Origin of the sequence: Citrobacter sp. RHBSTW-00859 (genome assembly GCF_013729795.1) — a bacterium.
In the GTDB taxonomy this organism is placed as follows: domain Bacteria; phylum Pseudomonadota; class Gammaproteobacteria; order Enterobacterales; family Enterobacteriaceae; genus Citrobacter; species Citrobacter braakii.
Genome location: NZ_CP056284.1, coordinates 1,419,887 through 1,445,383 on the forward strand (window position 1 = coordinate 1,419,887; position 25,497 = coordinate 1,445,383).

25 protein-coding genes and 1 pseudogene are annotated in these 25,497 nt (G+C 55.6%); 23 read left to right on the forward strand and 3 right to left on the reverse strand.

From position 1 onward, the window contains the following. Positions 1 to 55 precede the first annotated feature (55 nt). Entirely contained in the window at positions 56 to 1,099 is a 1,044-nt protein-coding gene (locus HV302_RS06925) for a DUF1176 domain-containing protein (protein WP_181627088.1), read from the forward strand. On the opposite strand, the pseudogene tkt reads toward HV302_RS06925, so the two are convergent. Beyond that, positions 1,089 to 3,082, reverse strand: a pseudogene (gene tkt, locus HV302_RS06930) (transketolase). The gene HV302_RS06925 and the pseudogene tkt overlap by 11 nt on opposite strands. Before the next feature lie 280 nt (positions 3,083 to 3,362). Here tkt and maeB point away from each other — a divergent pair. The 18 genes from maeB to eutR all read left to right on the forward strand — a co-directional run bounded on the left by maeB (position 3,363) and on the right by eutR (position 20,577). Next, positions 3,363 to 5,642: an NADP-dependent oxaloacetate-decarboxylating malate dehydrogenase gene (maeB, locus tag HV302_RS06935; RefSeq protein ID WP_016153959.1), complete on the forward strand. Its 2,280-nt coding sequence runs from the start codon at positions 3,363 to 3,365 to the stop codon at positions 5,640 to 5,642. 161 nt (positions 5,643 to 5,803) lie between these two features. After that, positions 5,804 to 6,139 (forward strand): ethanolamine utilization microcompartment protein EutS, encoded by a 336-nt coding sequence (gene eutS / locus HV302_RS06940; protein WP_003037995.1) that lies wholly within the window; start codon positions 5,804 to 5,806, stop codon positions 6,137 to 6,139. A 12-nt stretch (positions 6,140 to 6,151) separates the two neighbouring features. Continuing rightward, positions 6,152 to 6,631, forward strand: a complete 480-nt coding sequence (eutP, locus tag HV302_RS06945; RefSeq protein ID WP_016153958.1) for an ethanolamine utilization acetate kinase EutP — start codon at positions 6,152 to 6,154, stop codon at positions 6,629 to 6,631. Next, positions 6,609 to 7,313 (forward strand): ethanolamine utilization acetate kinase EutQ, encoded by a 705-nt coding sequence (gene eutQ, locus HV302_RS06950; RefSeq protein WP_049041588.1) that lies wholly within the window; start codon positions 6,609 to 6,611, stop codon positions 7,311 to 7,313. Before eutP ends, eutQ begins: the two co-directional genes overlap by 23 nt. 9 nt (positions 7,314 to 7,322) lie before the next feature. Continuing rightward, positions 7,323 to 8,126, forward strand: coding sequence for an ethanolamine utilization cob(I)yrinic acid a,c-diamide adenosyltransferase EutT (eutT, locus tag HV302_RS06955; RefSeq protein WP_016157103.1), 804 nt, complete (start codon positions 7,323 to 7,325; stop codon positions 8,124 to 8,126). Further along, the gene (pta, locus tag HV302_RS06960; RefSeq protein WP_016153955.1) at positions 8,123 to 9,139 is read left to right on the forward strand and encodes a phosphate acetyltransferase; all 1,017 of its coding nucleotides are present in this window, start codon (positions 8,123 to 8,125) and stop codon (positions 9,137 to 9,139) included. Before eutT ends, pta begins: the two co-directional genes overlap by 4 nt. 36 nt (positions 9,140 to 9,175) lie before the next feature. After that, positions 9,176 to 9,469: an ethanolamine utilization microcompartment protein EutM gene (eutM, locus tag HV302_RS06965; protein WP_003835054.1), complete on the forward strand. Its 294-nt coding sequence runs from the start codon at positions 9,176 to 9,178 to the stop codon at positions 9,467 to 9,469. A gap of 114 nt (positions 9,470 to 9,583) precedes the next feature. Further along, positions 9,584 to 9,871: an ethanolamine utilization microcompartment protein EutN gene (eutN, locus tag HV302_RS06970; protein ID WP_016153954.1), complete on the forward strand. Its 288-nt coding sequence runs from the start codon at positions 9,584 to 9,586 to the stop codon at positions 9,869 to 9,871. An 11-nt stretch (positions 9,872 to 9,882) separates the two neighbouring features. After that, positions 9,883 to 11,286, forward strand: coding sequence for an aldehyde dehydrogenase family protein (locus tag HV302_RS06975; protein ID WP_016153953.1), 1,404 nt, complete (start codon positions 9,883 to 9,885; stop codon positions 11,284 to 11,286). Positions 11,287 to 11,298: 12 nt separating this feature from the next. Then, positions 11,299 to 12,138: an ethanolamine utilization protein EutJ gene (gene eutJ, locus HV302_RS06980; protein ID WP_016153952.1), complete on the forward strand. Its 840-nt coding sequence runs from the start codon at positions 11,299 to 11,301 to the stop codon at positions 12,136 to 12,138. Then, a complete protein-coding gene (eutG, locus tag HV302_RS06985; RefSeq protein WP_016153951.1) occupies positions 12,128 to 13,315 on the forward strand; it encodes an ethanolamine utilization ethanol dehydrogenase EutG in 1,188 nt (395 codons plus the stop codon). The genes eutJ and eutG overlap by 11 nt, the downstream gene beginning before the upstream one ends. A gap of 27 nt (positions 13,316 to 13,342) precedes the next feature. After that, on the forward strand, positions 13,343 to 14,575 hold the full coding sequence (eutH, locus tag HV302_RS06990) for an ethanolamine utilization protein EutH (RefSeq protein ID WP_016153950.1): 1,233 nt from the start codon (positions 13,343 to 13,345) through the stop codon (positions 14,573 to 14,575). Further along, positions 14,572 to 15,975, forward strand: a complete 1,404-nt coding sequence (gene eutA / locus HV302_RS06995) for an ethanolamine ammonia-lyase reactivating factor EutA (RefSeq protein WP_016153949.1) — start codon at positions 14,572 to 14,574, stop codon at positions 15,973 to 15,975. The genes eutH and eutA overlap by 4 nt, the downstream gene beginning before the upstream one ends. Positions 15,976 to 15,986: 11 nt before the next feature. Then, positions 15,987 to 17,348, forward strand: a complete 1,362-nt coding sequence (eutB, locus tag HV302_RS07000) for an ethanolamine ammonia-lyase subunit alpha (protein ID WP_003038029.1) — start codon at positions 15,987 to 15,989, stop codon at positions 17,346 to 17,348. Positions 17,349 to 17,368: 20 nt separating this feature from the next. Continuing rightward, complete coding sequence (gene eutC / locus HV302_RS07005; RefSeq protein ID WP_181627089.1) at positions 17,369 to 18,265, forward strand: ethanolamine ammonia-lyase subunit EutC; 897 nt, start codon at positions 17,369 to 17,371, stop codon at positions 18,263 to 18,265. 9 nt (positions 18,266 to 18,274) lie between these two features. Then, complete coding sequence (eutL, locus tag HV302_RS07010) at positions 18,275 to 18,934, forward strand: ethanolamine utilization microcompartment protein EutL (RefSeq protein ID WP_016153946.1); 660 nt, start codon at positions 18,275 to 18,277, stop codon at positions 18,932 to 18,934. A gap of 11 nt (positions 18,935 to 18,945) precedes the next feature. After that, positions 18,946 to 19,476: an ethanolamine utilization microcompartment protein EutK gene (gene eutK / locus HV302_RS07015; RefSeq protein WP_016157100.1), complete on the forward strand. Its 531-nt coding sequence runs from the start codon at positions 18,946 to 18,948 to the stop codon at positions 19,474 to 19,476. 48 nt (positions 19,477 to 19,524) lie between these two features. After that, positions 19,525 to 20,577, forward strand: coding sequence for an HTH-type transcriptional regulator EutR (eutR, locus tag HV302_RS07020; RefSeq protein WP_181627090.1), 1,053 nt, complete (start codon positions 19,525 to 19,527; stop codon positions 20,575 to 20,577). 67 nt (positions 20,578 to 20,644) lie between these two features. On the opposite strand, the gene hemF is transcribed toward eutR, so the two are convergent. Together hemF and amiA are read right to left on the reverse strand one after the other, a co-directional pair. After that, complete coding sequence (gene hemF / locus HV302_RS07025; RefSeq protein ID WP_019077353.1) at positions 20,645 to 21,544, reverse strand: oxygen-dependent coproporphyrinogen oxidase; 900 nt, start codon at positions 21,542 to 21,544, stop codon at positions 20,645 to 20,647. A 2-nt stretch (positions 21,545 to 21,546) separates the two neighbouring features. Then, on the reverse strand, positions 21,547 to 22,416 hold the full coding sequence (gene amiA, locus HV302_RS07030) for an N-acetylmuramoyl-L-alanine amidase AmiA (protein ID WP_016153942.1): 870 nt from the start codon (positions 22,414 to 22,416) through the stop codon (positions 21,547 to 21,549). 211 nt (positions 22,417 to 22,627) lie between these two features. Here amiA and HV302_RS07035 point away from each other — a divergent pair, with 211 nt between their 5' ends. From HV302_RS07035 to yfeX, 4 genes are all read left to right on the forward strand, one after another. After that, positions 22,628 to 23,053 (forward strand): GNAT family acetyltransferase, encoded by a 426-nt coding sequence (locus HV302_RS07035; RefSeq protein ID WP_003038048.1) that lies wholly within the window; start codon positions 22,628 to 22,630, stop codon positions 23,051 to 23,053. Further along, positions 23,040 to 23,489, forward strand: a complete 450-nt coding sequence (locus HV302_RS07040; protein ID WP_181627091.1) for a DUF2919 domain-containing protein — start codon at positions 23,040 to 23,042, stop codon at positions 23,487 to 23,489. The genes HV302_RS07035 and HV302_RS07040 overlap by 14 nt, the downstream gene beginning before the upstream one ends. A gap of 59 nt (positions 23,490 to 23,548) precedes the next feature. Next, entirely contained in the window at positions 23,549 to 24,124 is a 576-nt protein-coding gene (locus HV302_RS07045) for an RpoE-regulated lipoprotein (RefSeq protein WP_016153940.1), read from the forward strand. A 94-nt stretch (positions 24,125 to 24,218) separates the two neighbouring features. Further along, on the forward strand, positions 24,219 to 25,118 hold the full coding sequence (gene yfeX / locus HV302_RS07050) for a porphyrinogen peroxidase (protein WP_016153939.1): 900 nt from the start codon (positions 24,219 to 24,221) through the stop codon (positions 25,116 to 25,118). Positions 25,119 to 25,497 lie beyond the last annotated feature (379 nt).

Below are 25,497 nucleotides of genomic sequence, written 5' to 3' on the forward strand. Positions count from 1 at the left end.
GCGCAAGGAAGATACCGCTTAGGCTGTGTGTTTTGACTTCGGGGTTGTACCGTCCATGCGCTATCGCGTTATTTTACTTTTCCTGCTCGGGTTGTTACCCGTCCGTTTGCTGTGGGCCGCGCCCGCGCAACAGACGTTTTCTGACTGGCAGGTGACGTGCAATAACCAAAACTTTTGCGTGGCGCGCAATACCGGAGAACATCACGGCCTGGTCATGACCTTGAGCCGCAGTGCCGGGGCACATACCGACGCCGTGTTGCGTATTGAACTGGGTGGGCTGGAATCGCCCACAGCCAAAGAGAGCGATATTGCGCCACGTCTGCTACTGGATGGCTCAGCGCTCCCGCTTCGCGGCGAACACTGGCGTATTACCCCCTGGCAACTGATGACCGATGATCCGGCCACCATCAGCGCATTTTTAACAACCGTACAGGACGCGAAGGCGATAACCCTGCAAAAAGGGGCGCAAAACCTGTCCCTGGTCGGGCTAAAAGCCGCGCTGCTTTTTATCGACGCCCAGCAAAAACGGGTCGGCAGCGAAACCGCATGGATCGAAAAAGGCGACGAGCCTCCGCTCAGCGTACCTCCCGCTCCCGCTTTAAAAGGCGTGGCTGTGATTAACCCAACGCCAACGCCTCTCACGCAACAAGAGCGCAGTGAATTGCTGGATTACGGTAACTGGCGGATCAACGGTATTCGCTGTTCGATCGATCCGCTGCGTCGCGAGATGCGCGTCACGGCCTTAACGGATGATAAAGCGCTGCTGATGATCGGCTGTGAAGCCGGGGCATATAACACCATCGATCTGGCGTGGGTGGTTTCACGTACTACCCCGTTGACGTCACGGGCGGTACGGCTAAGCCTGCCTTTTAAAACGGATGCGGAAAGTCGCGATATGGAGCTGACCAACGCCACGTTTGATGAGAAGTCGCGCGAGCTGGTAACCCTCGCTAAAGGACGAGGGTTGGCTGATTGCGGTATCCAGACTCGCTGGCGCTACGACGGCCAGCGTTTTCGTCTGGTGCGCTATGCCCAAGAGACAAGCTGCGATAACTGGCATGGGCCAGATGCCTGGCCCACGCTGTGGATCACACGTTAAGCACCTTATGCGCTTTGTCGACAATGTTATCCACCGTAAAGCCGAAGAACGGGAACAGCTTGTCTGCCGGAGCCGACTCCCCATAACCCGTCATACCGACAATCGCCCCTTTCAGCCCAACATATTTGTACCAGTAGTCGGCAATTCCTGCTTCTACCGCCACGCGCGCGCTGACGTTTGAGGGGAGAACCGATTCCCTATACGCCTCATCCTGGGCGTCGAAGATATCGGTTGAGGGCAGAGAAACCACTCGCACGTTACGACCTTCACCGGTCAGTTTTTCCGCTGCCAGCAGTGTGATTTCCATTTCTGAACCGGTAGCAATCAGGATAACATCCGGCTTACCGCCACCATCCTTCAGCACATAGCCGCCGCGGGCAATCTGCTGCACTTGCTCAGGCGTCCGCTCAACCTGGGCCAGATTTTGCCGCGAGAGGATCAGCGCCGTTGGCCCGTCATGGCGTTCGACCGCCAGCTTCCAGCCTACCGCCGCTTCAACCTGATCGCAGGGTCGCCAGGTGCTGAAATTAGGCGTCAGACGCAGGCTGGCGAGCTGTTCGACGGCCTGGTGCGTGGGACCATCTTCCCCAAGGCCAATCGAGTCGTGGGTATAAACCATGATTTGTCGGGCTTTCATCAGCGCCGCCATGCGTGCGGCATTACGGGCATATTCGACAAACATCAGGAATGTTGCAGTGTACGGTACGAAGCCCCCGTGGTGAGCGATACCGTTGGCAATCGCGGTCATGCCAAATTCCCGCACGCCGTAGTGGATGTAGTTTCCTGCATGATCCTCTTTAAGAGAAGTGGAGCCTTTCCAGATGGTCAGGTTGCTGGGCGCCAGATCCGCCGAACCGCCAAGCAGCTCAGGCAGTATCGGCCCGTAGGCGTTCAGGGTATTTTGCGAGGCCTTACGGGTGGCGATTTTGGCCGGATTGGCCTGCAGCTCGGTGATATATTTCTGGGTCGTTTCTTCCCACTCTTCCGGCAGTCCACCGCTCATCCTGCGGGTAAACTCTGCCGCCAGATCCGGATGCGCATGTCGATAAGCGGCGAATTTCTCATTCCAGCTCTGTTGGGCTTTCTCGCCTTTTTCACGAGCGTCCCACGCCCGGTAAATCTCTTTGGGGATTTCAAAGGCAGGATGATGCCACCCCAACTTCTGTCGGGTCAGCGCCATTTCTTCTTCACCCAGCGCCGCGCCGTGCGCTTCTTCTTTCCCGGCTTTATTCGGTGAACCAAAACCAATCACCGTGCGGCAGATAATCAGCGACGGTTTATCGGTAACGGCCTGTGCTTCCTGAATCGCTTTTTTACCGCCTCAGGGTCATGACCGTCAATCTCGTGCACTACATGCCAGTGATAGGCCTCAAAGCGTTTCGCGGTATCGTCGGTAAACCAGCCGTCGGTTTCGCCATCAATTGAGATGCCGTTGTGATCGTAAAAGCCGATGAGTTTGCCAAGTCCCAGGGTGCCCGCCAGCGAGCACACTTCGTGAGAAATGCCCTCCATCAGACAGCCGTCGCCCATAAAGACCCAGGTATAGTGATTAACAATCTCGTGGTCTGGCTGGTTAAACTGCGCCGCCAGCGTGCGTTCTGCAATCGCCATTCCGACAGCGTTGGCTAAACCCTGACCCAACGGTCCGGTGGTGGTCTCCACGCCCGGCGTATAGCCAATTTCCGGGTGTCCTGGCGTCTTCGAATGGAGCTGGCGGAAGTTCTTTAACTCTTCGAGCGGCAGGTTGTAGCCGGAAAGATGCAACAGGCTGTAAAGCAGCATTGAGGCGTGGCCATTGGACAAAATAAACCGGTCACGATCGTACCAGGTGGGATCGGACGGGTTATGGCGCAGGAAATCGTTCCACAGCACTTCGGCGATATCGGCCATCCCCATTGGTGCGCCAGGGTGGCCAGAGTTAGCTTTTTGGACGGCATCCATACTTAGCGCACGAATGGCATTGGCAAGCTCTTTACGGGTCATAGGAAATACTCCTTGAAAAGTAAAGTGTTAGATGCGTGTTGTGATTCACACTTTTGAGATAATTGCGGGTGTTGTCAGCAAAAAGCATAGCAGACAAGCATGGTATTGCTGGCTTAAGCAGGTAACATAGATGTTATAAATTGATAACAAATTCTTTCTTTGAATGGTGAGAGTATGGGGACCTTCAAAGTTTGTGCCGTTGACTGAGGTGATAATGTGCGGCTCAGTAGAATGGTTACCCGCGCCACTTTTTTGATAGATACGTGAAAGGAACAACAAGATGGATGACCAGTTAAAACAAAGCGCCCTCGATTTCCACGAATTTCCGGTACCCGGTAAAATCCAGGTTTCTCCGACCAAGCCTCTGGCAACCCAGCGCGACCTCGCGTTGGCCTACTCGCCGGGCGTGGCTGCACCGTGTCTTGAAATTGAAAAGGACCCGCTGGCAGCCTACAAATACACCGCACGCGGCAACCTGGTTGCGGTTATTTCCAACGGTACTGCGGTTCTGGGTCTGGGTAATATTGGCGCGCTGGCCGGTAAACCGGTGATGGAAGGTAAAGGCGTTCTGTTTAAGAAATTCGCCGGGATTGACGTGTTCGACATCGAAGTTGATGAACTCGATCCGGATAAATTTATCAACGTGGTAGCGGCGCTTGAACCAACGTTTGGCGGCATTAACCTCGAAGATATCAAAGCGCCGGAGTGCTTCTACATTGAGCAAAAACTCCGTGAGCGCATGAATATTCCGGTATTCCACGATGACCAGCACGGCACGGCAATCATCAGTACTGCCGCAATCCTTAACGGTCTGCGGGTGGTTGAAAAAAATATCTCTGATGTGCGCATGGTGGTGTCCGGTGCAGGTGCGGCGGCGATTGCCTGTATGAACCTGCTGGTGGCGCTGGGTATGCAGAAACACAACATTGTGGTCTGCGACTCCAAAGGGGTGATTTACAAAGATCGTGAACCAAACATGGCGGAAACCAAAGCGGCTTACGCAGTGGTGGATGACGGTAAGCGTACGCTGGATGATGTCATTGACGGCGCGGATATTTTCCTCGGTTGCTCTGGTCCGAAAGTGCTGACGCAGGAAATGGTTAAGAAGATGGCGCGTGCGCCAATGATCCTGGCCCTCGCCAACCCGGAACCGGAAATCCTGCCGCCGCTGGCGAAAGAGGTGCGTTCCGACGCCATCATTTGCACCGGCCGTTCCGACTACCCGAACCAGGTTAACAACGTTCTGTGCTTCCCGTTCATCTTCCGCGGCGCGCTGGACGTCGGCGCTACTGCCATCAACGAAGAGATGAAACTGGCCGCGGTACACGCCATTGCTGAGCTGGCGCACGCCGAGCAGAGCGAAGTGGTGGCCTCCGCCTATGGCGACCAGGACCTGAGCTTCGGGCCGGAATACATTATTCCGAAACCGTTCGACCCGCGTCTGATCGTCAAAATCGCCCCTGCGGTGGCGAAGGCGGCGATGGATTCCGGTGTGGCAACGCGTCCGATTGCCGACTTTGACGCTTACATCGATAAGCTGACCGAATTCGTCTACAAAACCAACCTGTTCATGAAGCCGATTTTCTCTCTGGCACGCAAAGCGCCGAAGCGCGTGGTGCTGACTGAAGGGGAAGAGGCGCGTGTACTGCATGCCACGCAGGAGCTGATCACTTTAGGTCTGGCGAAACCGATCCTGATCGGTCGTCCGAGCGTTATCGAAATGCGTATCCAGAAACTGGGTCTGCAGATCAAAGCAGGCGTCGATTTTGAGATCGTCAACAATGAATCCGATCCGCGCTTTAAAGAGTACTGGAGCGAGTACTACCAGATTATGAAACGTCGTGGTATTACCCAGGAGCAGGCGCAGCGTGCGGTAATTGCCAACACCACGGTGATCGGCGCGATCATGGTGCAGCGTGGCGAAGCGGATGCAATGATCTGCGGTACGATAGGCGACTACCATGAGCACTTCAGCGTGGTGAAAGAGGTGTTTGGTCATCGCGATGGCGTGCATACTGCCGGGGCGATGAACGCCTTGCTGCTGCCAAGCGGTAACACCTTTATCGCCGATACCTACGTTAACGACGATCCTACGCCGGAGCAACTGGCGGAAATCGCCGTGATGGCGGCAGAAACCGTGCGCCGCTTTGGTATCGAACCGAAGGTAGCGCTGCTGTCGCACTCCAACTTTGGTTCATCTAACTGTCCGTCGGCCAGCAAAATGCGCGAAGCGCTGGAGCTGATTAAGGCGCGTGCGCCAGAGTTGATGATTGATGGCGAAATGCACGGCGATGCCGCGCTGGTGGAAAGCATCCGTCATGACCGCATGCCGGACAGTCCGCTGAAAGGTTCAGCGAATATTCTGGTGATGCCGAATATGGAAGCTGCCCGTATTAGTTACAACTTACTACGCGTTTCCAGCTCTGAAGGCGTAACGGTCGGCCCGGTGCTGATGGGGGTTGCGAAACCGGTTCACGTATTAACGCCGATCGCTTCTGTTCGTCGTATCGTTAATATGGTGGCGCTGGCGGTCGTAGAAGCCCAAACTCAGCCGCTGTAATTTCACTTTAATTTATTTCCGGCGCGGGTTTCTCCCGCGCCTTTTTATTTCCCCCTTTCTTAGTGATCCACTTCACCTTTTAAACATGGTTGCCGAATTTTGTTATTTACTCTGACAAAAAATTGCCACGATGAGGGCAGTTTTAGCGGAGGCGGTGAGCAATGGAAAAAGAACGCATTATTCAGGAATTTGTGCCGGGGAAACAGGTTACGCTGGCGCATCTCATTGCGCACCCTGGTGAGGAACTGGCGAAAAAGATCGGCGTTCCCGAAGCGGGCGCCATCGGCATCATGACGCTGACGCCAGGCGAAACCGCGATGATTGCCGGTGACTTAGCTATGAAAGCGGCAGATGTACATATCGGCTTTCTCGATCGATTCAGCGGTGCGCTGGTCATCTACGGCTCGGTAGGCGCGGTAGAAGAAGCGTTATTACAGACGGTAAGCGGTCTGGGTCGGTTATTAAATTTCACTTTGTGTAACCTGACAAAAAGTTAATCAGAGGCGGCGATGAAACGTATTGCGTTTGTCGGTACGGTGGGGGCGGGGAAAACAACGCTCTTTAATGCGCTACAGGGAAATTATTCCCTCGCCAGAAAAACACAGGCCGTGGAGTTTAATGAAAATGGCGATATCGACACGCCAGGAGAATATTTTAGCCATCCGCGCTGGTATCACGCCTTAATTACTACGCTGCAGGATGTTGATACGTTGATTTATATACACGCGGCAAATGATAAAGAAAGTCGCTTACCTGCCGGGCTGTTGGATATCGGCGCCAGTAAACGACAAATCGCCGTTATCAGCAAAACGGACATGCCGGATGCCGACGTCGCCGCAACGCGACAACTACTTCGCGGGATAGGGTTCCAGGAGCCGATTTTCGAACTCAACAGCCATGACCCGCGCAGCGTGCAGCACCTGGTGGATTATCTGACTGAGCTCAGCCAAAAGGAGGAAAGGGCAGGTGAAAAAACTCATCACAGCTAACGATATTCGTGCGGCCCACGCACGCGGCGAACAGGAAATGTCGGTTGTTCTGCGCGCCAGCATCATCACCCCGGAGGCGCGCGAAGTTGCGGAGCTGCTGGGCGTCACCATCAGTGAATGCGATGAATCCGCGCCAACCGCTGCTGCTGTCGCACCAGCTGCGGTGGATGATGGCAAAACGGAAAGCCAGCGCATTCGCGAAACCATCATTGCGCAGTTACCGGAAGGGCAGTTTACCGAAAGCCTGGTCGCCCAACTGATGGACAAAGTCATGAAGGAGAAACAGTCGCTGGAGCAGGGCGGAATGCAGCCGAGCTTTAACTCGGTGACCGGCAAAGGCGGCGTCAAAGTCATCGACGGCAGCAGCGTGAAGTTTGGTCGTTTTGACGGCGCACAGCCGCACTGCGTGGGTTTAACCGATCTGGTGACCGACCAGGACGGTAGCAGCATGGCCGCCGGGTTCATGCAGTGGGATAACGCTTTTTTCCCATGGACGCTGAACTACGACGAAATCGACATGATTCTGGAAGGCGAGCTGCACGTTCGCCACGAAGGCGAAACCATGATTGCTAAAGCCGGGGACGTGATGTTTATCCCGAAAGGCTCCAGCATCGAATTTGGTACGCCATCGACGGTGAAATTTCTGTATGTGGCCTGGCCTGCGAACTGGCAGTCCTGCTAAGGCGGATGTATGAAGGATTTCATTACCGAAGCGTGGCTTAGAGCGAATCATACGCTCAGCGAAGGGGCTGAAATTCATCTCCCCGCTGATGCTCGCCTGACGCCATCTGCCCGGGAATTACTGGAAAGCCGACATCTGCGCATTAAGTTTATCAACGAGCAGGGCAGCCTGTTTATTGATGACGAAGAACTGCAGCCGCAGCCGGTGCATGGTTTAACCAGCAGCGATACGCATCCACAGGCCAGTTGCGAACTGTGTCATCAACCGGTGGTGAAGAAAGCAGACACGCTGACGCATCTGACAGCGGACAAGATGGTCGCTAAAAGTGACCCGCGCCTGGGATTTCGCGCCGCGCTGGACAGCACCATCGCCCTGGCCGTGTGGTTGCAGATAGAGCTGGCGGAACCGTGGCAGCCGTGGCTGGCGGATATCCGTTCGCGTCTGGGCAACATTATGCGCGCCGACGCTATCGACGAGCCGCTGGCAGCACAAGCTATCGTCGGGTTAAGCGACGAAGATTTACACCGGCTTTCGCATCAGCCGCTGCGCTATCTGGACCACGACCATCTGGTGCCTGAAGCCAGTCATGGCCGTGATTGCGCGTTGCTTAATCTGCTGCGTACCAAAGTCCGTGAAACGGAGACGGTGGCGGCCCAGGTATTCATCACCCGTAGTTTTGACGTGATGCGACCGGACATCATGCAGGCGCTCAATCGCCTTTCCAGTACGGTCTACGTGATGATGATACTGAGCGTAGCGAAGCATCCACTGACGGTTAGCCAAATTCAACAGCGACTGGGGGAGAAGCAATGATCATTGAACGTGCTCGTCAACTCGCCCAGCGCTCACCTGCACGGGTGGTGTTCCCGGATGCTCTGGATGTTCGGGTGTTGAAAGCGGCAAATTACCTGCATCAGCATGGTCTGGCACATCCTGTTCTCGTCGCCAGTCCGTTTGCGCTGCGCCAGTTTGCCCTCAGCCATCGGGTGGCGATGGATGGCATTCAGGTTATCGACCCGCAAAGCAACCAGTCCATGCGTGAAGAGTTTGCGCTGCGCTGGCTGGCCCGCGCGGGAGATAAAACGCCTGCAGATGCGCTGGAAAAACTCAACGATCCGCTGATGTTCGCCGCCGCCATGGTTAGCGCGGGTAAAGCTGACGTCTGTATTGCGGGCAATTTGTCGTCGACAGCAAACGTGCTGCGCGCTGGGTTACGCATTATTGGGCTACAGCCAGGCTGTAAAACGCTGTCGTCAATTTTCCTGATGCTGCCGCAGTACCTCGGGCCGGCATTAGGGTTTGCCGATTGCAGCGTCGTGCCGCAGCCCACAGCCGCACAGCTGGCGGATATTGCGATTGCCAGCGCGCAGACATGGCAGGCGATTACCGGTGAAGAACCGCGCGTGGCCATGCTGTCGTTTTCAAGTCAAGGCAGTGCTCGTCATCCTAACGTCGCTAACGTGCAGCAGGCTACGGAGATCGTTCGTGAGCGTGCCCCGCAGCTTACCGTGGATGGGGAACTGCAATTTGATGCCGCCTTTGTTCCGGATGTCGCCGCGCAAAAAGCGCCCGCCAGTCCGTTAAAGGGCAATGCCAATGTGATGGTCTTCCCATCGCTGGAGGCAGGCAATATTGGCTACAAAATCGCCCAGCGTCTGGGAGGGTATCGTGCCGTAGGTCCGTTGATCCAAGGGCTTGCCGCACCGCTTCATGACCTCTCTCGCGGCTGTAGCGTACAGGAAATTATCGAACTGGCGTTGGTGGCAGCAGTGCCGCGTCAGACTGACATGAGTCGTGAAAACGCCTCACACACACTGGTTGTTTAGGTCCCGTTCTGGACCCCTTAATGAGAGGAAAACACAATGGAAGCATTAGGAATGATTGAAACCCGGGGCCTGGTTGCACTGATTGAGGCTTCTGACGCAATGGTTAAAGCGGCACGCGTGAAACTGGTCGGCGTGAAGCAGATCGGCGGCGGTCTGGTTACTGCAATGGTTCGTGGCGACGTAGCGGCATGTAAAGCCGCAACGGATGCTGGTGCTGCTGCTGCACAGCGTATTGGTGAGCTGGTTTCCGTACACGTAATCCCGCGTCCGCATGGCGATCTGGAAGAAGTGTTCCCGATCAGCTTTAAAGGCGACAGCAACGACATGTAAGTCGTCCATGTGACGCCACAGACTTCATTGCTGGCGTCACCCTCTCTCCTTTTCACATTACCTTCTGCGGAGGGTAGGGGGAGGTTTTACCTGAAATATGCCACGGAGGCGCGTATGAAACTGGCAATCGTCACAGGACAAATTGTTTGTACCGTACGCCATCAGGGGCTCGCGCACGACAAGTTGCTGATGGTGGAAATGATTGATGCCTGCGGAAATCCCGACGGGCAATGTGCTGTTGCTATCGACAGCATTGGGGCGGGAACCGGAGAGTGGGTGCTGCTGGTCAGCGGAAGCTCAGCCCGTCAGGCGCACCGTAACGAATCATCACCTGTCGATCTGTGCGTGATTGGCATTGTTGATGAAGTGGTGGCAGGTGGTCAGGTGATCTTCCATAAATAAGGCAGAAAATCATGAATCAACAGGATATTGAACAGGTCGTGAAAGCGGTACTGCTGAAAATGAAAGACAGCAGCCAACCCGTCAGTGCCGTTCAAGAAATGGGCGTTTTTGCCTCCCTGGATGACGCAGTGGCGGCAGCTAAACTGGCCCAGCAAGGGCTGAAAAGCGTTGCCATGCGCCAACTGGCTATCACGGCTCTACGTGAGGCGGGCGAAAAACATGCCCGAGAATTAGCGGAACTTGCCGTCACAGAAACCGGCATGGGACGTGTTGAAGATAAATTTGCCAAAAACGTGGCGCAGGCACGCGCCACGCCGGGCGTGGAATGCCTGTCCCCACAGGTTCTGACCGGTGATAACGGCCTGACGCTGATTGAAAACGCGCCGTGGGGCGTGGTGGCCTCGGTGACACCGTCCACCAACCCGGCTGCGACCGTTATTAACAACGCCATTAGCCTGATTGCGGCTGGCAACAGCGTGGTCTTCGCACCGCATCCGGCTGCCAAGGGCGTGTCTCAGCGCGCTATCACTCTGCTTAACCAGGCGGTAGTTGCTGCAGGCGGACCGGCAAACCTGCTGGTTACCGTGGCCAATCCGGATATCGAAACCGCCCAGCGTCTTTTTAAGTACCCAGGCATCGGCCTGCTGGTGGTGACCGGCGGTGAAGCCGTAGTGGATGCCGCGCGTAAGCACACCAACAAACGTCTGATTGCCGCCGGTGCGGGAAATCCGCCGGTGGTGGTTGATGAAACGGCTGATCTGGCACGCGCAGCCCAGTCGATCGTCAAAGGCGCTTCGTTTGACAACAACATTATCTGCGCCGACGAAAAAGTGCTGATCGTGGTCGATAGCGTCGCTGATGAGCTGATGCGTCTGATGGAAAGCCAGCATGCAGTCAAGCTGACCACGGCTCAGGCCGAACAGCTGCAACCGGTGCTGCTGAAAAATGTCGATGAACGCGGTAAAGGCACGGTCAGTCGTGACTGGGTAGGCCGCGACGCAGGAAAAATCGCTGCGGCGATTGGTCTGAACGTACCGGAGCAAACCCGGCTGTTATTCGTCGAAACCTCTGCGACTCACCCGTTTGCCGTAACCGAACTGATGATGCCGGTTCTGCCGGTCGTGCGGGTCGCCAACGTCGATGAGGCCATTGAACTGGCGGTCAAGCTTGAAGGCGGCTGTCACCATACGGCGGCGATGCACTCGCGCAATATCGACAACATGAACCGCATGGCAAACGCCATTGATACCAGCATTTTCGTTAAGAACGGACCGTGCATTGCCGGTCTTGGACTCGGCGGCGAAGGCTGGACCACGATGACCATTACCACGCCAACCGGGGAAGGGGTGACCAGCGCACGCACATTTGTGCGTCTGCGTCGCTGTGTGTTGGTGGATGCCTTCAGAATTGTATAAGGAGTGAACGACATGGCGCACGACGAACAACGTTGGCTGACACCCAGATTGCTAAAAGCGGCAACGCTATGTAACCAGACGCCCGTAAAGAGCGATTCACCGCTGTGGCTGGGCGTGGATTTGGGGACGTGTGATGTGGTGTCGATGGTTGTCGACAGTGACGGACAGCCGGTTGCGGTTTGCCTGGACTGGGCCGACGTCGTGCGCGATGGCATCGTCTGGGATTTCTTCGGTGCGGTGACCATCGTTCGTCGCCATCTCGATACGCTCGAACAACAGTTGGGTTGCCGCTTTACCCACGCGGCAACCTCGTTTCCACCGGGAACTGACCCACGGATCTCGATCAACGTGCTGGAATCTGCCGGGCTTGAAGTCAGTCATGTGCTCGACGAACCGACCGCGGTGGCGGACCTGTTGCAGCTTGATAACGCTGGCGTGGTGGATATCGGTGGCGGTACCACCGGGATTGCGATTGTGAAGCGAGGCAAGGTGACTTACTCCGCCGATGAAGCGACCGGCGGGCACCACATTTCTCTGACGCTTGCCGGGAACCGTCGCATCCAGTTGGAAGAGGCGGAGCAGTACAAACGCAGCAACGGTAAAGAAATTTGGCCGGTGGTTAAGCCGGTCTACGAAAAAATGGCGGAAATTGTGGCTCACCATATTGCCGGACAGGGCGTGGCTGATTTATGGCTGGCCGGTGGTTCCTGTATGCAGCCGGGCGTTGATGAACTGTTTCGTAAGCGTTTCCCGGAACTGCAGGTGCATTTACCCCAGCACAGCCTGTTTATGACCCCGCTGGCGATTGCAAATAGCGGAAAAGAAAAAGCGGAAGGAATCTATGCAAGCTGAATTGCAGACCGCGCTCTTTCAGGCATTCGATACCCTGAATCTGCAACGCGTAAAAACGTTTAGCGTTCCACCGGTTACGTTGTGTGGACTGGGAGCGCTCAGTACCTGCGGACAGGAAGCACAAACGCGCGGCCTGACGCATATGTTCGTCATGGTCGACAGTTTCCTGCACCAGGCAGGGATGACCGCCGCACTGGAACGCAGCCTGGCGATGAAAGGCGTGGCGATGACGCTGTGGCCATGTCCGGTGGGCGAACCGTGCATTACGGACGTCTGCGCGGCGGTCGCGCAACTGCGTGAATCGAAGTGCGATGGCGTAGTGGCCTTTGGTGGCGGTTCCGTATTGGATGCCGCAAAAGCCGTGGCGTTGCTGGTGACCAATCCCACCCAGACGCTGGCAGACATGGATGAGAGCAGCGCGTTACGCCCGCGTCTGCCGCTGATTGCCGTACCGACTACCGCCGGAACGGGTTCAGAAACCACTAATGTCACGGTGATTATCGACGCCGCGACCGGGCTTAAAAAAGTGCTGGCCCACGCAACCCTGATGCCGGATGTGGCGATTCTTGACGCCGCGCTGACGGAAGGTGTGCCCGCACACGTAACGGCGATGACCGGGATCGATGCGCTGACGCACGCTGTTGAAGCGTATAGCGCTCTGAACGCGACGCCGTTTACCGACAGTCTGGCGATTGGCGCGATTGCGATGATAGGTAAATCGCTGCCGAAGGCCGTTGGCTATGGTCAGGATCTGGCGGCGCGAGAAAGCATGCTACTGGCTTCCTGTATGGCCGGGATGGCGTTTTCCAGCGCGGGGCTGGGCCTGTGTCACGCGATGGCGCACCAGCCGGGTGCGACGCTGCACATTCCACATGGACAGGCTAACGCCATGCTGCTGCCCACAGTAATGGGTTTCAACCGCATGGTGTGTCGTGAGCGTTTCAGCCATATCGGACGGGCGCTAACCAACAAGAAGTCGGACGATCGCGATGCCATCAACGCCGTCAGCGAGTTGATTAGCGAAGTGGGCCAGACCAAACGACTCTCTGACGTTGGGGCGAAGCCCGAGCATTACAGCGCATGGGCTCACGCCGCGCTGGAGGATATTTGTATTCGCAGTAACCCACGCACCGCCACGCAGGCCGACATTATCGCGTTGTATGCGGCGGCACAATAAATACACATATGACAGGGAGTGAAGGTTATGGGAATTAACGAAATCATCATGTACATCATGATGTTCTTTATGCTGATTGCCGCCGTGGACAGGATCCTGTCGCAGTTCGGCGGTTCGGCACGCTTCCTCGGTAAGTTCGGCAAGAGTATTGAGGGATCGGGCGGCCAGTTTGAAGAAGGTTTTATGGCGATGGGCGCACTGGGTCTGGCGATGGTCGGTATGACCGCGCTGGCACCGGTACTGGCGCATGTGCTCGGGCCGGTGATTATTCCACTGTACGAAATGTTGGGCGCGAACCCGTCGATGTTTGCCGGAACGCTGCTGGCGTGCGATATGGGCGGCTTCTTCCTGGCGAAAGAACTGGCGGGCGGCGACGTTGCGGCGTGGCTGTACTCCGGCCTGATCCTCGGGGCGATGATGGGGCCGACGCTGGTCTTCTCTATTCCGGTTGCGCTGGGGATTATTGAACCGTCCGACCGTCGTTATCTGGCACTGGGCGTGCTGGCTGGGATCGTCACCATTCCGATTGGCTGTATTGCGGGTGGTTTGATCGCGATGTACTCCGGTGTCGAAATCAACGGGCAGCCGGTGGAGTTCACCTTCGCGCTGATCCTGATGAACATGATCCCGGTGCTGATCGTTGCCGTGCTGGTGGCGCTGGGACTGAAATTCATCCCGGAAAAAATGATCAACGGCTTCCAGATCTTCGCGAAATTCCTGGTGGCGCTGATCACCATCGGTCTGGCGGCAGCGGTAATCAAATTCCTGCTCGGCTGGGAACTGATTCCGGGTCTTGATCCTATCTTCATGGCACCGGGTGACAAGCCAGGTGAAGTGATGCGCGCCATCGAAGTTATCGGTTCTATCTCCTGCGTGCTGCTGGGTGCGTACCCAATGGTACTGCTGCTGACCCGCTGGTTTGAAAAGCCGCTGATGAGCGTCGGTAACCTGTTAAAAATCAATAATATTGCGGCTGCGGGCATGGTGGCGACGCTGGCGAACAACATCCCAATGTTCGGCATGATGAAGAATATGGATACCCGCGGCAAAGTGATCAACTGCGCTTTTGCGGTCTCCGCAGCCTTCGCTCTGGGTGACCACTTAGGTTTCGCCGCGGCCAACATGAACGCGATGATCTTCCCAATGATTGTCGGCAAGCTGATTGGCGGCGTGACGGCGATTGGTGTGGCTATGCTGTTGGTACCGAAAGACGAAGATGTTCCGGCACCAGCAGAAACCAACCCGGAGGCGCAATCGTGAATACTCGCCAGCTACTCAGCGTCGGTATCGATATCGGCACCACCACCACTCAGGTGATCTTCTCGCGCCTTGAGCTGGTCAACCGTGCGGCGGTGTCGCAGGTGCCGCGTTACGAATTCATCAAACGCGAAATTAGCTGGCAAAGCCCGGTGTTCTTTACCCCCGTTGATAAGCAGGGCGGGCTGAAAGAGGCCGAACTTAAGGCGCTGATCCTCGCCCAGTACCAGGCGGCGGGGATTGCGCCTGAGACCGTCGATTCCGGCGCGATCATCATTACCGGAGAAAGTGCCAAAACCCGCAACGCGCGACCAGCGGTGATGACGCTCTCTCAGTCGCTGGGGGACTTCGTGGTTGCCAGCGCCGGTCCGCATCTGGAATCAGTGATTGCCGGTCACGGCGCAGGGGCTCAAACCCTGTCAGAGCAGAAGTTGTGCCGCGTACTGAATATCGACATCGGAGGCGGGACGTCGAACTACGTCCTGTTCGATGCCGGAAAAGTCAGCGGTTCGGCCTGCCTGAACGTCGGCGGACGGCTGCTGGAAACGGACGGTCAGGGGCGGGTGGTGCATGCGCATCAGCCAGGACAGATGATTGTTGATGACGTATTTGGTCCAGGCACCGACGCCCGAACTCTTAATGCGGCGCAGCTTGTTCAGGTGGCCCGACGGATGGCGGCGCTGATCGTTGAGGTGATTGACGGCACGCTGTCACCGCTGGCGCAGGCGCTGATGCAAACCGGTCTGTTGCCGACGGGTGTGAAGCCGGAAGTGATTACGTTGTCCGGCGGGGTGGGCGAGTGCTACCGCAACCAGCCTGCCGATCCATTCTGTTTTTCCGATATTGGGCCGCTGTTAGCGACGGCGCTGCATGAACATCCGCGCCTGCGTGAGATGAACGTGCAGTTCCCGGCGCAAACCGTGCGCGCCACGGTGATTGGCGCCGGTGCGCATACGCTGTCGCTTTCGGGCAGCACCATCTGGCTGGAAGGTGTGGCGCTTCCGCTGCGCAATCTGCCGGTGGCGATTCCGGTTGATGAGGCTGATTTGGTGGCCGCCTGGCAACAAGCGCTGATGCAGCTCGATCTGGACCCGCAAACAGACGCTTACGTGCTGGCGCTACCCGGTTCGCTGCCGGTGCGCTACGCCGCGCTGTTAACGGTTATTGATGCGCTACTGGCCTTTGTCGCGCGCCATCCGAATCCGCATCCCCTGCTGGTGGTAGCCGAGCAGGATTTTGGTAAAGCCCTGGGCATGCTGTTACGCCCACAGTTACAGCAACACCCGCTGGCAGTCATCGATGAGGTGGTTGTCCGGGCGGGGGACTATATCGACATTGGTACGCCTCTTTTTGGCGGATCGGTTGTGCCGGTGACGGTGAAATCACTCGCATTTCCTTCCTGAGGGAACGACTTATGAAACTAAAGACCACATTGTTCGGCAATGTTTATCAGTTTAAGGATGTTAAAGAGGTGCTGGCAAAAGCCAACGAACTGCGTTCGGGGGATGTGCTGGCAGGGGTAGCTGCAACCAGTTCGCAAGAGCGAGTGGCGGCCAAACAGGTGCTGTCGGAAATGACGGTAGCGGATATCCGCAACAACCCGGTGATTTCCTATGAAGAGGACTGCGTGACGCGTCTGATTCAGGACGACGTCAACGAAACGGCCTATAACCGCATCAAAAACTGGAGTATCAGCGAGCTGCGCGAGTACGTGCTGAGCGATGAAACCTCCGTTGATGACATTGCGTTTACGCGCAAAGGATTAACGTCGGAAGTGGTCGCAGCGGTTGCAAAAATCTGCTCTAACGCGGACCTGATCTACGGCGGTAAGAAAATGCCGGTGATCAAAAAGGCCAACACCACCATTGGTCTGCCGGGCACCTTCAGCTGTCGTTTACAGCCGAACGACACCCGTGATGACGTGCAGAGTATTGCGGCACAAATCTACGAAGGGCTGTCCTTCGGGGCGGGCGATGCGGTGATTGGCGTTAACCCGGTAACAGATGACGTGGAAAACTTAAGCCGCGTACTTGATACCGTGTACGGCGTCATCGACAAATTCAATATCCCGACCCAGGGCTGCGTCCTGGCGCACGTTACTACCCAGATCGAAGCCATTCGTCGCGGCGCGCCGGGCGGGCTGATTTTCCAGAGTATCTGCGGCAGCGAGAAAGGCTTAAAAGAGTTTGGCGTTGAGCTGGCCATGCTGGATGAAGCGCGTGCAGTGGGCGCTGAGTTTAACCGTATCGCCGGGGAAAACTGCCTGTACTTCGAAACCGGACAAGGGTCTGCGCTCTCCGCTGGCGCTAACTTCGGTGCCGATCAGGTGACGATGGAAGCACGTAACTACGGTCTGGCGCGTCACTACGATCCGTTCCTGGTGAACACCGTTGTCGGCTTTATCGGGCCGGAGTATCTCTACAACGACCGTCAGATTATTCGCGCGGGTCTGGAAGATCACTTTATGGGCAAGCTGAGCGGCATCTCAATGGGCTGCGACTGCTGCTATACCAACCATGCTGATGCTGACCAGAACCTCAACGAAAACCTGATGATTCTGCTCGCCACCGCTGGCTGCAACTACATCATGGGCATGCCGCTCGGTGACGACATCATGCTCAACTATCAGACCACCGCCTTCCACGACACCGCGACCGTGCGCCAGTTGCTGAACCTGCGTCCGTCGCCGGAGTTTGAACGCTGGCTGGAAACCATGGGCATTATGGCAAACGGTCGCCTGACCAAACGGGCGGGCGATCCGTCACTGTTCTTCTGATGACGCGGGGATGACACACGATGGATCAAAAACAGATTGAAGAAATTGTACGCAGCGTGATGGCGTCAATGGGTGAGTCGCAGCCGCAGGCGCAAGCGCCGGCAGCACAAGCGCAATGCAGCACCACCCAGTGCGCCGCGCCGACCGGTGAAAGCTGTGCGATGGATTTAGGCTCAGCCGAGGCTAAAGCGTGGATTGGTGTTGAGAATCCGCACCGCGCAGAGGTGTTGACTGAACTGCGTCGCAGCACTGCGGCGCGTGTATGTACCGGTCGAGCCGGTCCACGTCCGCGTACCCAGGCGCTGCTGCGCTTCCTGGCCGACCACTCGCGTTCGAAAGATACGGTATTGAAAGAAGTGCCGGAAGAGTGGGTAAAAGCCCAGGGGCTGCTGGAAGTGCGCTCGGAAATCAGTGACAAAAACCTGTATCTGACGCGTCCGGATCTGGGGCGTCGTCTGAGTGCGGATGCCATTGAAGCGCTGAAATCACAGTGTGTAATGAACCCGGATGTGCAGGTGATTATCTCTGATGGCCTGTCTACGGACGCTATCACCGCTAACTACGAAGAGATCCTGCCGCCGCTGTTGTCTGGCTTAAAACAGGCCGGATTGAAGGTCGGGACACCGTTCTTTGTTCGCTATGGTCGCGTGAAAATCGAAGATCAGATCGGCGAACTGCTGGGCGCGAAAGCGGTGATCCTGCTGGTTGGGGAACGTCCGGGCCTGGGCCAGTCGGAAAGCCTTTCTTGCTACGCCGTCTATTCACCGCGTGTGGCGACGACCGTTGAAGCTGACCGTACCTGTATCTCGAACATTCACCAGGGCGGTACGCCACCGGTTGAAGCGGCGGCGGTCATTGTGGATTTGGCCAAGCGCATGCTGGAGCAAAAAGCATCCGGCATCAATATGACCCGTTAAGGAGGCATCATGCCAGCATTAGATTTGATTAGACCTTCAGTCACCGCAATGCGCGTGATTGCCTCGGTAAATGACGGTTTTGCCCGTGAACTTAAATTACCGCCACATATACGTAGCCTCGGACTCATCACAGCAGATTCTGATGACGTGGCGTATATTGCCGCAGACGAAGCGACAAAACAGGCAATGGTGGAAGTGGTTTATGGCCGCTCGCTGTATGCCGGCGCGGCGCACAGTCCCTCTCCAACTTCGGGTGAAGTGCTGATTATGCTCGGTGGACCCAACCCGGCAGAAGTTCGTGCAGGTCTGGACGCGATGGTAGCCAATATTGAAAGCGGCGCGGCGTTTCAGTGGGCGAATGACGCAGAAGATACCGCCTTCCTGGCGCATGTGGTTTCGCGTACCGGTTCGTATCTCTCGGCGACCGCAGGATGCCGGCTTGGCGATCCGATGGCGTATCTGGTGGCGCCGCCGCTGGAAGCGACATTTGGTATTGATGCTGCGCTGAAATCGGCTGATGTACAACTGGTGACCTACGTTCCGCCGCCGTCAGAAACCAACTATTCGGCTGCGTTTATGACCGGTAGCCAGGCCGCTTGTAAAGCTGCATGTAACGCCTTTGCCGATGCCGTTCTGGATATTGCCCGTAACCCAATCCAGCGCGCGTAAGAGAGGTTGTGATGATCAATGCACTGGGATTACTGGAAGTGGATGGCATGGTCGCTGCCGTGGATGCGGCGGATGCCATGCTGAAAGCCGCGAACGTGCGCCTGCTTAGCCACGAAGTGCTCGATCCTGGCCGGTTGACGCTGGTGGTGGAAGGCGATCTGGCGGCGTGCCGCGCAGCGCTGGATGCCGGCAGCGCCGCTGCTGCGCGTACAGGCCGTGTTATCAGCCGTAAGGAAATCGGCCGACCGGACGATGATACCCAGTGGCTGATCGGCGGTTTTAAGCGCCAGCCGAAGAAACCAGAACAGAAGCCAGAAGTGAAAACAGATGTAAAAACGCAGAAGACGCAGGACGCCCCGTTGACGCCTGAATCCTCTGATCAACTTCTGACGCTGTTGGCATCGGTCCGTCAAGGAATGACGGCAGGGGAAGTGGCTGCCCACTTTGGCTGGTCACTTGATGAAGCCAGAAAGGCGCTGGAACAGCTCTTTTCTGACGGAGCGTTGCGTAAACGCAGTAGTCGCTATCGCTTAAAAAATTAACCTGTCGGAGGGCCGGGGGCTTCGTTGAAGCTTCCGGCTTAAAAGATCATGAAAAAGAACCGTACTGCAAACCTGCACCATCTTTATCATGAAGCATTACCCGAAGACGTTAAACTTACGCCGAAAGTGGAGGTGGACAACGTTCACCAGCGGCGAACAACGGATGTGTATGAGCATGCGCTGACGATTACCGCATGGCAGCAGATCTACGACCAGTTACATCCGGGAAAATTTCATGGCGAGTTCACGGAAATCCTGCTCGATGATATTCAGGTGTTCCGTGAATACACCGGACTGGCGTTGCGTCAGTCGTGTCTTGTCTGGCCGAACTCTTTCTGGTTTGGTATTCCGGCCACGCGCGGCGAACAGGGATTTATTGGCACCCAGTGTCTGGGGAACGCTGAAATTGCCACCCGCCCTGGCGGGACAGAGTTTGAACTGAGTACGCCGGATGATTACACCATTCTGGGTGTCGTCATTTCGGAAGAGGCGATTGCCCGTCAGGCCAACTTCCTGCATAACCCGGAAAGAGTGCTGCATATGCTGCGCAACCAGTCGGCGCTGGAAGTGAAAGAACAACACAAAGCCGCGTTATGGGGCTTTGTGCAGCAGGCGCTGGCGACGTTTAGCGAAAATCCGGAAAACCTCCATCAACCTGCGGTACGCAAAGTGCTGGGCGATAACCTGCTGCTGGCGATGGGCACTATGTTGGAAGAGGCGCAGCCGATTATCACGGCTGAGAGCATCAGCCATCAGAGCTATCGTCGCCTGCTGTCGCGTGCGCGTGAATATGTGCTGGAAAATATGTCAGAACCGCTGACTGTGCTCGATCTGTGTAATCAACTGCACGTCAGCCGCCGGACGTTGCAAAACGCCTTTCACGCGATCCTTGGTATCGGTCCGAATGCCTGGTTAAAACGCATTCGCCTGAACGCCGTACGTCGCGAGCTGATAAGCCCGTGGTCGCAGAGTACGACGGTGAAAGACGCCGCCATGCAGTGGGGATTCTGGCATTTAGGGCAGTTTGCCACCGACTACCAGCAGCTGTTTGCGGAAAAACCTTCATTGACGCTGCATCAGCGCATTCGCCAGTGGGCATGATGCGATGAACGTGCCGGATGCGACGCAAATGCGTTTTATCCGGCCTGGGGGCTGGTATTGTCTGGGGTTACACCCAGTCGCGAACCTGAATAAACTCGCTAAGGGCGGCTTCCGGGCTGTTCGCTTCCGGCTGCCAGTCATACTCCCAGCGCACCAGCGGCGGCATCGACATCAGAATCGATTCCGTACGGCCGCCGGTCTGCAGACCGAATAACGTGCCGCGATCCCACACCAGGTTAAATTCCACATAGCGTCCGCGACGGTAAAGCTGAAAATTGCGTTCACGTTCGCCCCAGCTCATTGCTTTGCGGCGCTCAACGATGGGCAGATACGCTTCGGTATAGCCTTGACCTACCGCCTGCATAAAGGCGAAGCCGTGGTCGAAATCCGGCGTATTCAAATCATCGAAAAACAGCCCGCCAATGCCGCGCTGTTCGTTGCGATGCTTGAGGAAGAAGTAGTCATCGCACCACTTCTTGTAACGGGGATAAACGTCTTCGCCGAACGGCTGGCACAGATCTCGCGCCGTGCGGTGCCAGTGAACCGCATCCTCATCAAAGCCGTAGTAGGGCGTTAAGTCAAAGCCGCCGCCAAACCACCAGACCGGGTCAGTGCCCGGTTTTTCCGCGATAAAAAATCGCACGTTGGCATGACTGGTCGGAATGTAGGGATTCTGCGGATGTACCACCAGCGAGACGCCCATGGCCTCAAAGCTGCGTCCCGCAAGCTCGGGGCGATGGGCGGTAGCCGAGGCCGGCATTGCCTCGCCGTGAACGTGGGAGAAGTTGACACCCGCTTGCTCGAAAATACCGCCGTTACGCAGCACCCGGCTGCGCCCGCCGCCGCCTGCTTCACGTTGCCAGTTATCCTCAACAAACTCGGCGCCGTCTACGGCGGATAACTGCTGGCAAATATCATCTTGCAGGCTGAGCAGGAACTGTTTTACGCGCTGTGCATCGGGCTTCATGGTTAACGTTTCTTCGAGTGTGCTTTCTGGTTATCAAACCAGTGGAAATAGCTGATGATGCCATTGGCGATAGCGGTGGCGATTTTCTGGCGAAATGCCGCCGTACCTAGCAGACGTTCTTCTTCCGGGTTGGTTATGAACGAGGTTTCGACCAGTACCGACGGAATTGATGGTGATTTTAGCACCACGAAGGCGGCTTGTTCCGTGCTGCGGCTGTGAAGACGATGTACCGGCTTGATCTTCTTGAGAATATGCGAGCCTAACGTCAGGCTGTTTTTAATGGTATCCGTTTGCACCAGATCGAACAGCACCTGCTGCAGCAAATGGTCTTTATCGGTGGTCTTCTTCCCGGCCACTTCATCGGCCCGGTTTTCACGATCGGACAGATACTTCGCCATGGCGCTACTGGCACCGCGATTGGACAACGCAAAGACCGACGCACCTGCAGCGCTCGGATTGGTAAAACCATCGGCGTGAATCGACATGAACAGGTCAGCGCCATGCTTATGAGCGATCTCGACGCGATCGTAAAGCGGAATAAATGTATCGCCGGAGCGCGTCAGGCGCGCATCAATCCCCTGGTTGCGTAGAATCGAGCGCACGTTTTTGGCAATCGCCAGTACCACGTGCTTTTCCTTCGACCCATTGCGACCAATTGCGCCGGTATCAATCCCTCCGTGACCCGGATCAAGGACAACAACGCGCTTAGCGCCGGCTTTTTTCGCTTTCGGTTTGCTGTGTCCATTGCTGGTCTTAAGCGCTTCTTCTTTAGCGATGGCTTGCGACATGCCTGACAGCGTTAGGGCGGCCAGCCCGGCTTTCAACACCTGGCGGCGCGATGTGAGTGTTTTTAGTGGTTTAAAAGTGCTCATACGGCCTGAGTTGTAAAAAAAGGTTCTAAACGTTATATCGTATCGCGTTGTCCGTTGCGACGGATCGGGATAAGAATTGTTTTACTTTTCATTTCAATACGTGACAATTCCGTATTATGCCATTTTTTCCGCCGCTTCGCGTCAGATATTGGCTAAATCAGCCGTTCGCGCCATAATCGCTTTTTAACGTCCTGAAAAGGTACCCAATACCATGGAAATACGCGTTTTTCGCCAGGAAGATTTCGAAGAGGTGATCACCCTCTGGGAGCGCTGTGATTTGCTGCGTCCATGGAACGACCCTGAAATGGACATTGAGCGTAAAGTCAATCATGACGTCAGCTTGTTCCTGGTCGCTGAAGTGAATGGCGAGGTGGTCGGTACGGTGATGGGCGGATATGACGGGCATCGCGGCTCGGCCTATTACCTGGGCGTACATCCTGAGTTTCGCGGTCGCGGCATTGCCAATGCGCTGCTCAACCGGCTGGAGAAAAAGCTCATTGCTCGCGGTTGTCCGAAGATTCAAATCATGGTGCGTGACGATAATGACGTCGTACAGGGTATGTATGAACGTCTGGGCTATGAACATGCGGATGTACTCAATCTGGGCAAGCGTTTGATCGAAGATGAAGAGTACTGAGTTTCATCCGGCCGACTATGACGCTCATGGGCGTCTGCGCCTGCCTTTTCTCTTCTGGTGCGTGCTGCTGCTGCAGGCGCGCACCTGGGTTCTGTTTGTGATTGCCGGTTCTTCCCGCGAGCAGGGCAACACGCTGCTGAATCTGTTTTATCCCGATCACGACGCTTTCTGGCTGGGTTTGCTTCCCGGCGTTCCTGCGGTATTGGCATTTTTACTCAGCGGGCGACGCTTTGCGTTTCCGGTGGTATGGCGCTGGCTGCGAGGATTACTGATCCTCGCTCAACTGGTGCTACTGTGCTGGCAGTCGGTGATGTGGCTGGCAGGCGATCCGGTCAACGGCGTCGGGCTGGCGCTGCTGGTGGCGGATGTCGTTGCGCTGATCTGGCTGTTAACTAATCAACGTCTGCGCGCCTGTTTTTCCCTCGAGAAAGAATAACGGCACTTTTTGGCGAAACCGGACTCCAAGCAACGTTGATAAATAAGGAAGGAAGTGAAATGAAATCACTGCGTTTGACTTTATGCGCGATGCCGCTGCTATTGACCGGGTGTTCAACGTTGTCATCGGTGAACTGGTCTGCCGCCAATCCGTGGAACTGGTTTGGTTCTTCAACGCAGGTCACTGAGCAGGGCGTCGGAGCGTTGACTGGCGCAACCCCGCTGGATGAAAAAACCATCGCTGATGCGCTGGACGGTGATTACCGCCTGCGTAGCGGGATGAAGACCGATAACGGTAATGTGGTGCGCTTTTATGAAGCGATGAAAGATGACAAGCTGGCGATGGTTATCAATGGCAATCAGGGAACGATTAGCCGTATTGATGTAGTCGACAGCGATATTCCCTCTTCTGCGGGTGTCGAAATCGGTACACCGTTTAGCGACCTTTACACTAAAGCCTTTGGTAATTGTCAGAAGGCGACTGGCGATGACAGCGCGGGTGTTGAATGTAAAGCTGAAGGAAGTCAACATATTAGCTACGTCTTTTCCGGTGAGTGGAGCGGGCCTGAGGGCTTAATGCCGTCTGACGATACGTTGAAAGCATGGAAAGTAAGCAAAATTATCTGGCGGCGTTAATTTGCGTCTGAACAAATCGGCTTGTTAAAAAAACAGGTAGAATAGCGCCCATCAATGCCACGATGTCGTGGCATCTTTTTTTTCAGGAGGAACAATGTCTCAGGTTCAGAGTGGCATTTTGCCAGAACATTGCCGTGCGGCGATTTGGATTGAAGCCAATGTTAAAGGCGACGTTGAGGCCCTGCGTGGGGCCAGCAAAACCTTCGCCGATAAGCTGGCGACCTTTGAAGCGAAGTTCCCGGATGCGCATCTGGGCGCGGTTGTTGCTTTTGGCAACAACACCTGGCGTACACTGAGCGGCGGCGTTGGCGCAGAAGAGTTAAAAGACTTTATCCCTTACGGTAAAGGTCTTGCGCCAGCCACCCAGTATGATGTGCTGATTCATATTCTCTCTTTGCGTCATGACGTGAATTTCTCCGTTGCACAGGCGGCAATGGAAGCCTTTGGCGACTGTATTGAAGTCAAAGAAGAGATCCACGGTTTCCGTTGGGTTGAAGAGCGCGATCTCAGCGGCTTTGTTGACGGAACGGAAAACCCGGCAGGCGTTGAAACGCGCCGTGAAGTCGCGGTTATTAAAGATGGCGTGGATGCTGGTGGCAGCTATGTGTTTGTGCAGCGTTGGGAACATAACCTGAAGCAGCTTAACCGCATGAGCATTCATGACCAGGAAATGATGATTGGGCGTACCAAGGAAGCCAACGAAGAGATCGACGGTGATGACCGTCCGGTTACTTCTCACCTGAGCCGTGTCGATCTCAAAGAAGATGGTAAAGGACTGAAAATTGTGCGCCAGAGCCTGCCATACGGCACCGCCAGCGGTACGCACGGCCTCTATTTCTGTGCCTATTGCGCCCGGTTGCACAACATCGAGCAGCAACTGCTGAGCATGTTTGGCGACACTGACGGCAAGCGCGACGCGATGCTGCGTTTCACTAAACCGGTGACCGGCGGCTATTATTTCGCGCCATCGCTGGATCGTTTGCTGGCCCTGTAATTTTTTGATGCCAGATGGCGCTGATGCCGCCATCTGGCACAATATAGCTCTCCCTTGAACCACCCAACGTCCGCCATGCTGATGATGCACTCGCGTTGACGCTCATCCTGAAAAATCACCTCCCACGTTCATTATTATTTACCTGCCAGTTTATTGGTTATGAGAACGGTATTAAATGGAATTATTTAGAATTAATAAACTATTAATGCCAATTTATTACTTTAAAAATTCTGAATATATCTCAATTAAATCACAATTTAAATGTGAGGAAGATCAGATTTTTTAATGCAATTTATGAAAATAAAATAAATAATAAGTGTAGTTAATTTCGCTATAAATTGATTTAATGTCTTCATTTGTTGACAATTAAAATGGCTGT